The following is a 13,603-nucleotide window of genomic DNA, read 5'->3' as shown; positions in this document are numbered from 1 at the left end:
GTGGCTACCAGCCGCCCTGCAGGCGCATCTGTTCGGTTTTGCTGACCAGTTCGCTTTGGCGCCGGCATCCGGATTTCGACAGGGCGGCCTTGATCTGGTTCCGCACGGTATAAATGCTGACCTGGCGGTTCTGCGCGATCTCCGCGAGTGTCAGCCCGTCGGCGAGCAGCAGCGCGGACTGGGCTTCTGCCTGGCTGAGACCGAAAGCCGTCTGCATCATTTCCTGAATGGAGACCTGGCTGACATCCTTCTTGATTGCAATCAGGATGGTCGTGATCGATTTTGTCAAAAAGCCTGCAAAAGGCGACCAGTCCAGTTCGCCCATGCGCAGTCCCATAAGACGGCAGGTCCACCCCTGTCCCCGTCCGTCGGTAAGACGCCAGCTCTTGAAGATGTTTTGATTGCCCTTGAGCTGAAGCCGGCAAAGAGTTGCGAACTGCCTTTGATCCTCTTCGGAAGAGAACTTGAGACGGCGATTGAACCCGCTGCCCACCGGCGTTCCCCTGTCCAGCATCTCTTGCGCAACGTCGCACGCGTGGTGGATCGTCATGGTGGGATCCACGACGAATATCGCCGTATCCGCACCGAGCATATGATGCTCGGCCGCCCATTTCTCGAACGACAACCCTGAGATGGTGCGACTGATTTCGAGCGACTGGCGGATAACCGGCGTCAATGCCTCACACAGACGAAGCCATTCCCGCTCGTATTTGTCGCGATCCTTGGCCCGCAAATTTCCGCCTATGAGGACCATCCGGCCTGAATCGTTCGCAAGCATCGATCCGCCGCCGCCGTAGATATCCTCCTGCGGCCGGATGATGTCCGCGTAAAACCCGGTTTTCTTCAGCCTCTCCGGCGCGCAGAGCTGATCGGCGGAAATGGACGCACCGACCGCGCATTTTTCAAAATTCGCCGCGAACGGGTTCTTGTCGGCATAATGGGTTTCATAAAGCTTCACAAATTCCGGATCGTAGCCTGAGGCATAGGCAAGCGGAGCTGCTTTGGTCAGTTGGTCAAAGCCGATGAGCTGGGTGCACACCCGCGTACCGATTGCCTGTCCCATTTCGTCAAGCAACTGCTGCCAGCAATCCGGGTCCATTGCCGCGGCAACGGCAATGTTCGAGAGGTGAAAATATTTTTCCGCAGCAACGCCCAAGATTCCCCCAAAGCCCCGATGTTAAATATTCTGGCGGGTCCAGTTAGCTCGACTCCACCCCTTCGATTGATGGTTTTGTTGCTGGATAGTCCAAATGGACCATGCACCTAATGTATACACCCTGTAAACAACTATTGATCGTATTGGGCTGCTGTTCGGAGCAAATTTTCGAGTTTCGGTGAGCAGTTTCCCGGTTGCGCTTCAGGGATTCCCGCATTCCTGCAACCGGCATTCGATCAATTTTTTAGCTGTAGTGTTTTTTTTGGGCGGCCGTTTGGGCCGCCCTTTTTTTTGCAATCGATCGCATCGAACAAGGCTCCGTTGAGGCTCGCAACGATGCGAAGTTGCCAAGCCCGGTCTTGGTTCGGGAAGGTCATTTACTCCAGCGCGTGGGAGCGCGGGCTCTCTGACAATGTTCTGGACGAACCATTCATTATCCTGCGAACGGCAGGTTTGTTCAGTCTCTAGGCTTCATCAGGCTATGGCACACCGCATGGCCTCTTTCTGGATGACGAACAAAGGCAGAAACGCCAATATATGGGCAGAAAGACAGCGATATCGCAGGACTTTCCGGCGAAAACCCTCAGACCAGTGCCCCTTCGGCAATCGTCCGGTTCTTCGCCAATGCGACGGAGCCGCTCGGCTCCCCTGCGCGCGACGGCCACCCTTGCGGGGACCCTCCACCCGGAAGTGTGTGAAGGAGCGAGATTGAAAATACTCCCGAAGGAACGGATGTCGGTGATACAGCCGCATTGGACAGGAAGCCTGACCCGTTCTTTTCCAGCCCATCCGTCAAGGTCACGTTTTCTACCGCCATCAGATCAAGCTCCTTGCGCGGTGGCAAAGGGATCACCCCTTCACATCCTGCTGCGTGCAGGATGCTTTTTTGACCGACAGAAGAGATGGGATCGCCGGGAGGGGCGCGACACAACCGTCACCTCCGATTTAGCTGCCGACACTGCTTTTGGAGACCGGTAACAGCACGGATCCGCGCAACGCGGCCCGTTAGGCCTGGCTTAAGGGCTGTCGATCGAGTTCCTGTTGCTCTGGAATGAGACCTGACGTCTTAGGGCAGCAGGATCATGCCCTCGCTTGCGACCAGCATGCCCGGATAGGCGTTCTGGGCGGCAAGGCCGATTTCATCGAGTTCGTCGTCCGAGCGGAGCGGATCGTGATGGAAGAGAACGGGGGTCTTGACGTTACCGGCTTTCGACAGCTCCACGGCCTTTTGCCAGGTGGAATGTCCCCACCCCTTGAAGACCGGATATTCCTCGTCGGTGAACATGGCGTCGTAGATCATGACATCCGCGTCCCGGACGAACTCCGGCAGGGCGGCATCGATCTCCGGATCTCCGTGTTCATGGTCGGTAATGATGCAGATCGATTTGCCGTGATAGTCGAAGCGGTAGCCGCAGGCACCGCCTGGATGATTGAGGCGGGTTGTCTTGATCACCAGGTCGTCGGTGCGCGGAATGGGTTCGCCTGCGGTAAAGGATTTGAACTCGACCGCTTTCAGGGTTTTGGCCGCGACCGGAAAGATCGGCGGCGACATGATGCGGCTGACGATATCGACCAGACTGGTGTCGTCCTGAAAGTGGCCCGCCCAGGCGGTTACCTCGAAATTGGGATCGTAGGCCGGCTTGAAGAAAGGCAATCCGCAAATATGATCGAGATGCGTGTGGGTGAACAGCAGATCGAATGAACGTGGTCTGCATCCGCACAGCTCCATGCCGAGGTTTCGCGCGCCGGAGCCGCAATCGACGAGCACGAGAGCGTCGCCTGCCCGGATCTCGAAACAGGAGGTTTCGCCTCCGTATCGCAATGTGCTCGACCCGGGTGTCGGGGTGGATCCCCTGACGCCCCAACAGCGAAGCGAAAATTCTTCAGCCACGTATTACTCCCTAACCGCCGGCAGCTCCCCGGCGCGCATCGGCCAGATCACGGGTCGTCCGTTCAAGCCGCAGCGCCAGTGTCCGCATGACTTCCAGCGAAATATCCGGAAATTCTTTCAGCAGTTTCAGAAAATCATCTTTCGAAACCGTTAGAACGTCCATGTTATTTGCGGCGACCAGTGTGGCAGTCCTCGGGACATCGCAAAGAATGGCTATTTCGCCGACGATGGAATTCTCCGAGACCTGGGCGACTTTCTTCTCTCCTTCCGGCGTGTGAACCAGAACATCCGCATCACCCGAGAGAATGATAAACGCGCAGTCGCCCTCTTCTCCCTGGGAACACAGGCGTTCGCCCGCCGGATATTCCGTCCTGTCACTTATAAATGCCAGAAGACGCAATTTGGTTTCATCAATACCGTGGAACAGCGGGACCTTTCGCAGGGCTTCGACTTCGGTTTCCAGTGTCATTTTTGCCTCCTGGACAGATCGTGCATATCCCGGCCTGTTCGCAATCCTGCATCAGACCGGGGTCTGCAGGCTCGCCGCGCTCCAGTATTCGCCGCCATATCGTTACCCCTTATCTGAAATGCGCCCCTGGTCCAGAATGAACCGCTGATCGAATTCGGCCGCTATATCGGCATTGGACGTCCCGAACAGGAAAGTCTTTCCAGACAGTATTTCCTGAAGACCACGGCGCAATGCTTTGTCGTCTTCGGTCGTTCCTGTGGCGATATCATCCAATATGGTGATTTTTGCATTTTTCAGAAGACCCCGGACCAATGCAATACGGCGTCGCTGGCCTGCCGACAGACGGGACCCGGACACGCCGACATGATAACCGAAGCCCGCGTAGATGATCGGACGCCGCAAGCCTGTCTCTTCCACGATCGTGCGGATGACGTCGTCGATGCGCCTGCGGGCGTCCCTGCGATCGACCCTTGCCCGGCCGAAAAGGAGGTTATCCTCGATGGTGAGCGGCGGCAGATAGACGTCCGGATCGAAGGCAACAAAGGCCGAATTATCCTTGACCACGGTCTCCAGGAACCTCTTGCGGGCCGCTATGACCTCATCGCGAAGCTCATCGGTCATGATTCCCAGACGATGCCGGGCAGGCACCAGCTTGAAGGCCAGCCCCCTGAGCCTGGACCTGTCCGCATCGGTCAGTCCCGGCCGCTGCTGCTCTGACTTGGCGATCCGCACGATCCGCTCGAATTCGGGGATTTCATCCTGGGTGATGAAGGAATACGCCCCCAGAAGTCCGCTGTCGCCGGAGACGTTGGAGAACAGTTCCAGCATGGTTTCGGCGATCTTCAAGCCAACTTTGCGCAACTTTTCGTCAAGCCCGGTCTCGGTAAGGAACGCCCTCACCTCCTCCATTTCCGGCACCTGATCCATGGTGATTTCAGGATCGGAGGGAACGGCGAAGAATAGGTTGTCGGCAAGGTTCGCACTGGCATTGAAGCGATCGGGATGCCAGAGCTCAACCAGGCCTTCGAGGGCCGGTTCATGCAGGATGCGATCTGCAAGGTTCTTGCGTACGTTCAGGATCTTTCCGGCAAATGTGTCATCCATCGACGGATCAAACCGCGACTGCAGCCCGAGGCGGTAGATGTCCTTGTCGAGCCCAACGGCTTCCAGAAGCTCCAGAGCCTTTTCGTCGAGCGTATGGATGCTGTCGGCGCCTGCTGCTTCCAGATCGTCCCAGACAGCTTCGAGGTCGTAGAGCGGGTTGCGGGTTTCCTTCGCTTCGCTGACCCGTCGTTTGTACAGCCTGAGAGCTTCGCCCTCGCGTTCGGGCAGAATCAGCGGCCTGTGACGCAGACCGTAGTAGAGGTTGTCGCGGATGGTGCCGGTCCAAACGTGGACAGCCCCGCCGACGTAGGCGATTTCGCGGCCGAGGGTCGAATCCGTCAGCTTGTCCAGATCGTGCTCCCCGATGCAGATCTTGCCCGACGAGGGCGAGACCAGCCCCGCCGCAAGCTGCAGCACTTCGGACCGGCCGGAGCCGTCTGGCCCGGCGATCGCGCAGGCTGTGCCCGCGGGAACGGTCAGGGATATTTCCATGACCTCCTGGCCGGCGGCACCGCCCGAGAAACTCACATTATCGAACTTGAGATCGCCGCTCAGCTCGGCCTTCTCGTCGCTTGTCAGCCGGTCGAGTTCGTGGATGTCCGGCGGATCGAAATTCTCGACAACCGTCTGATACTTGACGCTGACGTCCGCGGTCATCTGGTAGTAGGACAAAAGCTCCTTCCAGGGGCCTGCCAGATCCTTGTAAGCTGCGATCACCGCCAGCAGCGCACCGATGCTCAAGTTGCCCTCGATCACCAGATAGCCGCCGATCAGATAGAAGAAGAACGGCGTCAGCTGGTTCATGAAGTTGTTCAGGAACTTGATCAGGAATTTGCGGTTGAAGATCTCGTAGCGGATCCTGAAATTCTCATACAGACGATCGGATATATCGGCTGAATGCCACGCGGCAGCATCGTTGGCATGGATCTCCGCCACGCCTGTGATGCTTTCGCCCACCTTGTCGGCGATCACGCGGATGTTGCGGACCCGCTGGCGCGACAGTATGACGACCCGCTTCTGCAAATAGGGAATGACGTATCCCTGAATGGGATAGGAGCTGATCGCAGCAAGGCCCAGCAGCGGGTCCTGCATGAAGATGAACCCGATCTGGACCACCAGCATGCCGCCCTGATAGGCCGGTAGCGCGAACGCCTCGCCGATAAACCCGCCGACATCCTCGACTTCCGATGTAATCATCGGAATGATCTCGCCGGAGCTCACCTTGCGAAAATGCGGCAGCCGGAAGCGCAGGACGCGCTGGAAGAGCTCGAAGCGCAAGCGCCGCAGCATGCGCTCGCCAAGACGGCCCTTAAAAACGTTCAGATAGAATTTCAGCCCGTTGGAAACGACCACGAGACCCAGAAATGTAAAACACAGCAGAAGCAGATAGGGCACCTGATCGAAATCGAAGCCCAGTATATTCCGCGGAAAATTGTCCCCCTGAACTGCATCGTTCACAATCAGTTTCGGCAGTTCCAGCAGAACATAGACCACTGGATAAGACAGAACGGTGACCAGAAGAATGTAGATCTGTTGCCGAGCGCTATACTTCCAAATAAAGCTAAAAAGGCTTTTTTCCATCAATTCATCCAAACAGACATGGATCATATATGTGCAAGCAGATCACATCCGGTATATTAACGATCCCAATTCGTTGTGCCAGTCTGGATTAGCATTTGCCACAAGCACTTTGATAGTGTCATTTGACCGTTCCCTGTCGAAAGTTTCGTGTCAAGCCATAACGGGACGTGACAAAGGCCAATCACTTGAGACATAAGGCCTCCGGCCACTCCCTACGAAGACAGGCTGAACTGACATGAGCGATTTCGTCCGGACAAGACGCCAGGATAGCAAGCGGGTTTCCGGACCTTGTCCATTGCCGGACGGGCGAGAGCTTTGCTCGGTGGCAGCTCTGCACCGGGAACGGCCCGGCAACGCGTTTTGCCTTGCCGAAGCCTGGCAGGTTTTTGCTCGACTTCAGGCGGTGCATCGTCGTTTCTTGCACCTTTTCGGCCTGTCTAATAAGAATGTGGCTTGGGGAAGCTTTACAATTCCAGGGGCAGTATGAGTTCCAAGACGCCGAAGATACTGATCTACAGCCACGATTCCTTCGGACTTGGCCATCTGCGGCGGTGCCGCGCGATTGCTCATTCCCTCGTCGGCGATTTCGATACGCTGTCCGTGCTTATCCTTTCAGGCTCGCCGATCATCGGCAGTTTCGAGTTCCGCTCGCGCGTAGACTTTGTCCGCATTCCCGGCGTCATCAAACTGCGCAACGGCGAATACACGCCGCTTTCCCTGCATATCAACATCGATCAGACGCTGGCGATCCGCTCGTCGATCATCGAACACACGGCCAAGGTGTTCGAGCCCGATATCTTCATCGTCGACAAGGAGCCGCTTGGCCTGCGCGGTGAAGTGCTGCGCACGCTCGAGGCGCTCAAGGAGACCGACACCCGGCTGGTGCTCGGTCTGCGGGACGTCATGGACGACCCGGCGGTTCTCAAGGAAGAATGGGACCGCAAGAACGTCTACCCCGCGCTGAGGGATCTTTACGACGATATCTGGATCTACGGCCCGCAGGACATCTGCAATCCGCTTGAAGGCATAAGCCTGCCCGACAACGTTACGGACAAGCTCCGCTACACCGGATACCTGCGGCGCGAATTGCCCAATGCGGTCAAGGACGACCCGCCGCCGACACCCTTCGGCGAGGAACCTTATATTCTGGTCACCCCCGGAGGCGGGGGCGACGGCGTTGAAATGGTGGACTGGGTGATGCGCGCCTATGAAACCCGGCAGCGGCCGCTGTTTCCCGCTCTGATCGTGCTAGGCCCGTTCATGCCCGCGGCGGCGGCTGCCCAGTTCAGCGAACGGGCGGAACATTTGCGCGATGTCGAGATCATCCGCTTCACGCCCCAGATCGAGCCGTATCTCGCCCATGCAACCGCGATCGTCGGCATGGGCGGCTACAACACCTTCTGCGAGATCCTGTCCTTCGACAAGCCGACACTGATGGTGCCGCGCGTGATCCCGCGCCGCGAGCAGGCCATCCGGGCAGAACGGGCGGAACAAAGCGGTCTTCTCAAAGTGCTGCCGATCGATCGCTATCCGGATTCAGACCTTATGTCGGCAGCCTTGTCGGAGCTCCCGGACATGGCGGCGCCCTCCTCCGCCGGTGTCGACAATCTTCTCGGTGGTCTTGATGTAATCACCACCCGCGTGGGTGGGATTTTCGAAGAACAACTGGTCGATGACGGCCGTAAACTGGTCAATTTCTAACCGGCGGACCGTGCCCCTTCCGCGTCCCGCATCAAGAGCCCGTCGATGTCCCGTATTGCCATTGTGGTCAAAGGCTACCCGCGCCTTTCCGAGACCTTCATTGCCCAGGAAATTCTCGGGCTGGAACGGCGGGGCATCGGCGTCCTGATCGTCGCCCTGCGCAAGCCCTACGACCCGTTCATTCACGACCTGCACCGGCAGATTTCCGCCGAGGTGATGTATCTTCCCGAATACGTCAAGGACGATCCGGCGCGTGTCGCAAGGGCGAAACGCTGGGCCGAGAAGCAGCCGACTTATGAAGCCGCAAAAGCCTTGTTCGATGCAGATCTCGCCCGCCAGCCGAACGCGGACCGCCGCCGCCGCTGGGCACAGGGCTGCGTTTTTGCTCACGAGCTGCCGGACGATATTTCCTGGATCTATACCCATTACCTGCACACGCCCTGCTCGGCCGCCAGATATGCTGCCCATCTTTCCGGGCGCGGCTGGTCGTTTTCCGCCCATGCCAAGGACATCTGGACCAGTCCGGAATGGGACCTGAAGACGAAAATCAACGATGCTGCCTGGGGCGTCACCTGTACGCGCGTCAACGTCGAACATCTGAACGGCCTGTCCGACGACCCAGGCAAGGTGGAGCTGCTTTATCACGGCCTGGATTTCTCGGGCTTTCCGCCGCCCGACCAGGTACCGTCCCATCGGGACGGCACAGGAGAGCCGGTCCGGCTCGTCTCCGTCGGGCGGGCGGTGGAGAAAAAAGGTTATGACGATCTTCTTGCAGCGCTCGCCCGGCTTCCCGGTGACCTCAACTGGCACTTCACCCATATCGGCGGCGGCGAACTGTCGGATGCCCTGAAGGCCGAAGCCGGCAAGCTGGGTCTTTCAGACAGGATCGACTGGCGCGGGGCGCAGCCGCGCGAGGAAGTCATTTCCGCCTGTCAGAAGGCGGACCTCTTCATCCTGCCGTCCAAACTGGCTAAGTCCGGCGACCGGGACGGGCTGCCCAATGTCCTGATGGAAGCCCAGTCGATGGGCCTTTGCTGCCTGTCCACCCGCGTGTCGGCCATTCCGGAACTCATCCGGGACGGCGAGACCGGCGTGCTTGTGGCTCCCGGTGCACGCGAAGACCTTGCGCAGGCCATGGAAGGTCTCATCCGGGATCCGGCGCGGCGCAACGCGCTCGGCCTTGCGGCCTCCCGGCTGGTGCGCAAGGATTTTGCCACCGATCCGGGACTTGACCGCCTGGCGGAAAAATTCCGTAAGGTGCTCTGAGGTGCCGGGTCACCGCCTTACGCCTCAGCAAGGAACCTCATGAAGATCGCCTTTACCGCTCCGATGAAACCGCTGGACCATCCGGTGCCTTCCGGGGACCGGACAATGGGACGCCTGATCGTCAAGGCACTGGAGGCGGCCGGGCATGAGGTCACCGTTGCCAGCACCTTCCGCTCGTGGCGCAAGGAAGGGAGCACCGCCATTCAGGCGGCCGTGAAGGCGGAGGCCCTGCAGGAAGTTGAGCGGATCGCCGCCGACTGGCAAAAAACCGGCTACAGGCCGGATCTGTTTCTGACCTATCACCTCTATCACAAGGCACCCGACTGGATCGGCCCCGCGCTGGCAGAGCGATTTGCCCTGCCCTACGCCATTGTCGAAGCCAGCCGCGCCCCGAAGCGCCAGACGGACGACTGGGCTTTCGGATTTGCCGCTGCCGATGCAGCACTGCACCGGGCGGATGCGGTCGCGGCGATCCATAATGCCGACGCGGAATGCCTGGGCGCGGCCGTTCCTGACGAGCGCCTGGAGGTGCTTCTGCCGTTTCTGGATACAGCCCCCTACCGGCAGGCCTCCGAGGCCGCCAAGCCGCTGGCGGCCCTGCCCTTGAAGCTGCTTGCGGTCGGCATGATGCGCGAAGGCGACAAGACCAGATCCTATGAGGTTCTGGCCGAAGCGCTGACACAGGTGCGGGACAGGTCCTGGCAATTGACGATCATCGGCGACGGGCCGAACCGGGACCATGTGAAGAAGCTGTTCCCGCCGGAAAAGGTCGCCTGGCTGGGCGCCCTGCCCGAGGACCGGATTGCCGTTCACTATGCCCGCCACGATCTGCTCGTCTGGCCGGCAATCCGTGAAGCCTACGGTCTTGTGCTTCTGGAAGCTCAAGCCGCGGGCATCGGCATTATCGCGGGAGATACGTTCGGGGTGCCGGATATCGTTGTCGACGGCGAAACCGGTCTCCTGTCGGCGGAAGGCGATGCGGCGGGTTTCGCCGCCAATCTGGAGCGGGTGCTGGACGACCCTTCCCTGGCCGACCGGCTGGGACATGCCGCCAGCCAGCATATCGATAGCCGCCATTCGCTTGACGCCGGGGCGGGGCGGCTCGATGCCTTTGTCCGCAAGGCCGTGCAAACCTACGAAGCGCGCACGGAGACTGCCGTTCCATGAGCTTCAAGGCCTTCATCCATGTGCAGCATCTGCTGGGCACCGGCCATGTGGTCCGGGCCGCAGGTATCGGCAAGGCGTTGGCCGCCAGAGGCGTAGAGGTGACACTCGCCAGCGGCAACAGGATCCCGCCGACACTGGACACCGGCAGACTTACAATCGTCGAGCTTCCGGCCTGCAAGAGCCCGGACGCCGCTTTCAAGCGTCTTGTCACTTTGGACAATCAAGATATTGACGAGACTTGGAAATCCGCCCGCGTTAATGCATCGATTCAAGCGTTCGAAGCAGATGACTTCGATCTGCTGCTGACGGAGACCTACCCCTTCGGCCGCCGTCAGCTCGATTTCGAACTGACGCCGCTTTTGGAAACCGCCAGGGCGCGTGCAAAGCCGCCGCTGATTGCCACTTCCATCCGTGACATCCTGGTGCGCAAGAAGGAACTCTGGAAAGAGGAATGGATGGCGGATCAGGCGCTCAGATACTACGACCGTATCCTGATCCATTCCGATCCGGATTTCATTCAGCTCGCTGACAGTTTTCCCTTTGCGGACCGGGTTGCCCCGCTCGTGCGCTACACCGGCTATGTCGGTGGCGGCGCACGCCCCGCGGCGGAGGCAAGCGACGGCGAGGACGAGGTGATCATCTCCTGCGGCGGCGGCGCTGTGGCGGAAGGGCTGCTGTCGGCCGCGCTGGACGCCCGCCCGCTTTCCCGGCGCGCGGAGGATACGCCCTGGCGGGTGCTGATCGGTCACGATGTGTCCCCTGAAGCCTTTGCCGTCTATCAAGGACGCGCGGGAAAAGGCGTGATCGTCGAGCGTGCCCGCCGGGATTTTCCCGAGCTGCTGAAACGCGCCCGGCTTTCTGTGAGCCAGGCCGGATATAATACCGTACTCGATATCCTGATCGCAGGTGTTGCAGCCGTGCTGGTGCCGTTTGCACAGGCCAATGAGACCGAGCAGAGCCAGCGGGCGCAGGCGCTGGCCAACCATGGCCGCGCGATCGTCGTGCCGGAAGCGGGCCTGACCCCGGAACGGCTGGCAGCCGCTATCGACGACGCTCTTGCCCTGCCCCGCAGTCATCACCAGGTGATGCTCGGTGGCGCGGAGAAAAGCGCCGATATCCTTCTGGAAGATCTGGAGGGCCGCAAGAGATGACGCAAGACCTGCAACGTTTCAGGAACGAACTGACCGCCCATCTGGACTGGTTCGCGGAGCGAAACCGCAAGGTCCACTTCTGGTGGCGGGACGACGATGCGATTGAGCCAACCCCGGCGCTTGAGCGCATGCTCGATCTGGCCAACCGGCACGGTGTCGACATCGCCCTTGCTGTCATCCCCAAGGATGCCACCCAAGCCTTGGCTGACCGGCTTTGCAACGAGCCGCATGCCCATGTTCTGCAGCACGGCTGGCAGCACAGGAACTTTCAGCGCAAGGATCTCGGCGAAAAGGCGGCCGAACTCGGCTCGCGCCGCGATCCTCAGGAGCTGATCGGTCAGCTCGCACAGGGCAAGGCGCGGCTGGAGGATTTGTTTGGCGACAAATTCATTGCCGCCATGGTTCCGCCGTGGAACCGGATCGATGCGGAAATCTCCCGCCGTCTGCCGGAGATCGGCCTGCCGGGTCTGTCCACTTTCACCTGGCACAATTTTCCGCGCGCCCATCAGGTCCAGTCGCATGTCGACATCATCAAATGGAAGAAGCAGGTGCGTTTCATCGGCTGGGAAAGCGCACGGCTGCGCTTCGACCTGCAGCTCACCCGCCGCCGCAATACGGGAAGCGAGCCGCTCGGCCTGTTGACCCACCATCTGGCCCATGACGAGGGCTGTTTCGAATTTCTTGAAGAATTTCTGGCGATTGCCGCGCATCATGACGGCGCTGAATGGCCGGACGTGAAGGGGCTGTTTGACGGTTTGAGTTCGCTGCGTTCACGCTGACTTATGGATTCTGGATCTGCGTGCACCTTTGGCGCACTTGTCTGGAATGACGAGGAGGCCAAAGAAACAAACATCGCTCCGGCGCGCTTTATTCCGCCGCCTCTACCTGTTCCCGCAAGACCCTGCCGTAGTCCTTCCTCAGCAGCGCCAGCTTGGGGTCGATATAGGTCTTGCAGAAGGGCCGATCCGGGCCGCTCAGATAGTAATTGCGGAAGCGCTCGTCGGAGGCCTTGAAGGCAGACAGGGTGAGGACTTTCGTCACCAGTGGGGCATCGAAACCGCGTTGCAGGGCGTGCAGCACACGGCCGATTTTCACACCCGTTCCCGCGTCATAGACGTAGATCGCGCTGCGGTACTTGCCGCGCATCTTGTGAGCGGAGGTGCTGGAATGGGTTCTGAGATGGATCTCGATCAGGACTTCCAGCGGCAGCACCGCCGGGTCGAAGGTGACTATAACACCCTCGGACCATGCGTTATCCGGCGGATCGGAGCTGATGAAGCCCTGTTCCACTCTGGATATGCCCGCAATCGCCTGAAAGACGGCTTCGGTGCACCAATGACACCCGCCGCCAAGCCCGATCTTCACCTCTGCCTCCGTCATTTGTCTCACCGGCGCACAGTGTGACGCGTCCCGGCAGGGAAGCAAAACGGCTCGGCGAAGATTCCCCCAGAGGAGATCGCGGTTGCGGGGAATGGCTGCTGGAGCCGCGGTCGAAACACCGAAGTTTTCAGTGCTCCGACCGCAGCCTTCGAGCCGTAATCCAACCTCAAGCGGTGCCGCCCAGACCCTCGGCCAGGTCCCGATTTTCCGCAGGGCGCAGCTTGTAAAGAACGATCCCGGCGATCAGTGTCATGCCGACATGACCGACAAGGGATGACTGTGTATAGGCTCCAAAACCCATCATGAACGTCCGTCCGACCAGCGGGGCAAGGAGGCCTTGCGCGACGAACCAGAGGATCACGCCCGCGACCGCACCTGACAGAACGAGATTCAGCCGGGTGGCCATATGCGTCAGCAGCACGAAAGCCGAGAAGCCGATAGCACCAACGCCGAAGTGCACGAGGAAGCCCATCCAGTGCGGAAGAGTGACCCCGAAGCCGATATTCGCCAATGCGACGATCAGGTTGGCCGGCTGCAGAACAACACCAAAGAGAAGCGGCGAAACGAGCCACGCATAGGCTTCGAATGCAATTTCAGCCACAAGGCCGGCGATGAGGAGATTCCGGAGTGTAATGGACATTGATTTTTCTGGCTTTCCTGGAAAGTTTCGTTGTTTCGCGATCATGATCGCCGCAGATAGATACTCCCGCCTGGTCGCGTAAGGCCGGATCTCGCCA

12 protein-coding genes are annotated in these 13,603 nt (G+C 59.6%); 5 read left to right on the top strand and 7 right to left on the bottom strand.

Features of this window, described 5'->3' with window-relative positions; genetic code table 11:
• Positions 1-4: 4 nt before the first annotated feature.
• From Q1B40_RS07695 to Q1B40_RS07675, 5 genes are all read right to left on the bottom strand, one after another.
• Positions 5-1,156, bottom strand: a complete 1,152-nt coding sequence (locus tag Q1B40_RS07695; RefSeq protein ID WP_299812068.1) for a helix-turn-helix transcriptional regulator — start codon at positions 1,154-1,156, stop codon at positions 5-7.
• A 583-nt stretch (positions 1,157-1,739) separates the two neighbouring features.
• Entirely contained in the window at positions 1,740-1,973 is a 234-nt protein-coding gene (locus Q1B40_RS07690; RefSeq protein ID WP_299812066.1) for a hypothetical protein, read from the bottom strand.
• 249 nt (positions 1,974-2,222) lie between these two features.
• Positions 2,223-3,047 carry an MBL fold metallo-hydrolase gene (locus Q1B40_RS07685; protein WP_299812064.1) on the bottom strand — a complete coding sequence of 275 codons (825 nt, stop codon included), beginning with the start codon at positions 3,045-3,047 and terminating at the stop codon, positions 2,223-2,225.
• Between the two features lie 10 nt (positions 3,048-3,057).
• Positions 3,058-3,516, bottom strand: coding sequence for a Crp/Fnr family transcriptional regulator (locus tag Q1B40_RS07680; RefSeq protein WP_299812061.1), 459 nt, complete (start codon positions 3,514-3,516; stop codon positions 3,058-3,060).
• A 102-nt stretch (positions 3,517-3,618) separates the two neighbouring features.
• Positions 3,619-6,201, bottom strand: a complete 2,583-nt coding sequence (locus Q1B40_RS07675; RefSeq protein ID WP_299812059.1) for an ATP-binding cassette domain-containing protein — start codon at positions 6,199-6,201, stop codon at positions 3,619-3,621.
• A 483-nt stretch (positions 6,202-6,684) separates the two neighbouring features.
• On the opposite strand from Q1B40_RS07675, the gene Q1B40_RS07670 reads away from it, so the two are divergent.
• Genes Q1B40_RS07670 through Q1B40_RS07650 form a run of 5 tightly spaced genes read left to right on the top strand, consistent with a single transcriptional unit; the run spans position 6,685 to position 12,265 of the window.
• The gene (locus tag Q1B40_RS07670; protein ID WP_299812057.1) at positions 6,685-7,902 is read left to right on the top strand and encodes a glycosyltransferase; all 1,218 of its coding nucleotides are present in this window, start codon (positions 6,685-6,687) and stop codon (positions 7,900-7,902) included.
• A gap of 45 nt (positions 7,903-7,947) precedes the next feature.
• The gene (locus Q1B40_RS07665; protein WP_299812055.1) at positions 7,948-9,168 is read left to right on the top strand and encodes a glycosyltransferase family 4 protein; all 1,221 of its coding nucleotides are present in this window, start codon (positions 7,948-7,950) and stop codon (positions 9,166-9,168) included.
• A 39-nt stretch (positions 9,169-9,207) separates the two neighbouring features.
• Positions 9,208-10,335 (top strand): glycosyltransferase family 4 protein, encoded by a 1,128-nt coding sequence (locus tag Q1B40_RS07660; protein ID WP_299812053.1) that lies wholly within the window; start codon positions 9,208-9,210, stop codon positions 10,333-10,335.
• A complete protein-coding gene (locus Q1B40_RS07655; RefSeq protein ID WP_299812051.1) occupies positions 10,332-11,486 on the top strand; it encodes a glycosyltransferase in 1,155 nt (384 codons plus the stop codon). Before Q1B40_RS07660 ends, Q1B40_RS07655 begins: the two co-directional genes overlap by 4 nt.
• Positions 11,483-12,265 carry a polysaccharide deacetylase family protein gene (locus tag Q1B40_RS07650; protein ID WP_299812049.1) on the top strand — a complete coding sequence of 261 codons (783 nt, stop codon included), beginning with the start codon at positions 11,483-11,485 and terminating at the stop codon, positions 12,263-12,265. Before Q1B40_RS07655 ends, Q1B40_RS07650 begins: the two co-directional genes overlap by 4 nt.
• Before the next feature lie 88 nt (positions 12,266-12,353).
• Here Q1B40_RS07650 and Q1B40_RS07645 read toward each other — a convergent pair whose 3' ends face one another.
• Complete coding sequence (locus Q1B40_RS07645) at positions 12,354-12,866, bottom strand: peptide-methionine (S)-S-oxide reductase (RefSeq protein WP_299812047.1); 513 nt, start codon at positions 12,864-12,866, stop codon at positions 12,354-12,356.
• Positions 12,867-13,032: 166 nt separating this feature from the next.
• Positions 13,033-13,506, bottom strand: a complete 474-nt coding sequence (locus tag Q1B40_RS07640; RefSeq protein WP_299812045.1) for a hypothetical protein — start codon at positions 13,504-13,506, stop codon at positions 13,033-13,035.
• Between the last annotated feature and the right edge of the window lie 97 nt (positions 13,507-13,603).

The sequence above is a fragment of the uncultured Roseibium sp. genome, from assembly GCF_947496995.1.
Lineage (GTDB): Bacteria > Pseudomonadota > Alphaproteobacteria > Rhizobiales > Stappiaceae > Roseibium.
The sequence above is the reverse complement of the archived record's forward strand: the minus strand, read 5'-3'. Positions and strand labels throughout refer to the sequence as shown.

Bases quoted from the DNA above. Each gene is read 5' to 3' on its own strand.
- Q1B40_RS07675 (WP_299812059.1), bottom strand. From the start codon at position 6,201: ATGGAAAAAAGCCTTTTTAGCTTTATTTGGAAGTATAGCGCTCGGCAA.
- Q1B40_RS07660 (WP_299812053.1), top strand. From the start codon at position 9,208: ATGAAGATCGCCTTTACCGCTCCGATGAAACCGCTGGACCATCCGGTG.
- Q1B40_RS07650 (WP_299812049.1), top strand. From the start codon at position 11,483: ATGACGCAAGACCTGCAACGTTTCAGGAACGAACTGACCGCCCATCTG.
- Q1B40_RS07670 (WP_299812057.1), top strand. From the start codon at position 6,685: ATGAGTTCCAAGACGCCGAAGATACTGATCTACAGCCACGATTCCTTC.
- Q1B40_RS07655 (WP_299812051.1), top strand. From the start codon at position 10,332: ATGAGCTTCAAGGCCTTCATCCATGTGCAGCATCTGCTGGGCACCGGC.
- Q1B40_RS07680 (WP_299812061.1), bottom strand. From the start codon at position 3,516: ATGACACTGGAAACCGAAGTCGAAGCCCTGCGAAAGGTCCCGCTGTTC.
- Q1B40_RS07665 (WP_299812055.1), top strand. From the start codon at position 7,948: ATGTCCCGTATTGCCATTGTGGTCAAAGGCTACCCGCGCCTTTCCGAG.
- Q1B40_RS07645 (WP_299812047.1), bottom strand. From the start codon at position 12,866: ATGACGGAGGCAGAGGTGAAGATCGGGCTTGGCGGCGGGTGTCATTGG.
- Q1B40_RS07690 (WP_299812066.1), bottom strand. From the start codon at position 1,973: ATGGCGGTAGAAAACGTGACCTTGACGGATGGGCTGGAAAAGAACGGG.
- Q1B40_RS07640 (WP_299812045.1), bottom strand. From the start codon at position 13,506: ATGTCCATTACACTCCGGAATCTCCTCATCGCCGGCCTTGTGGCTGAA.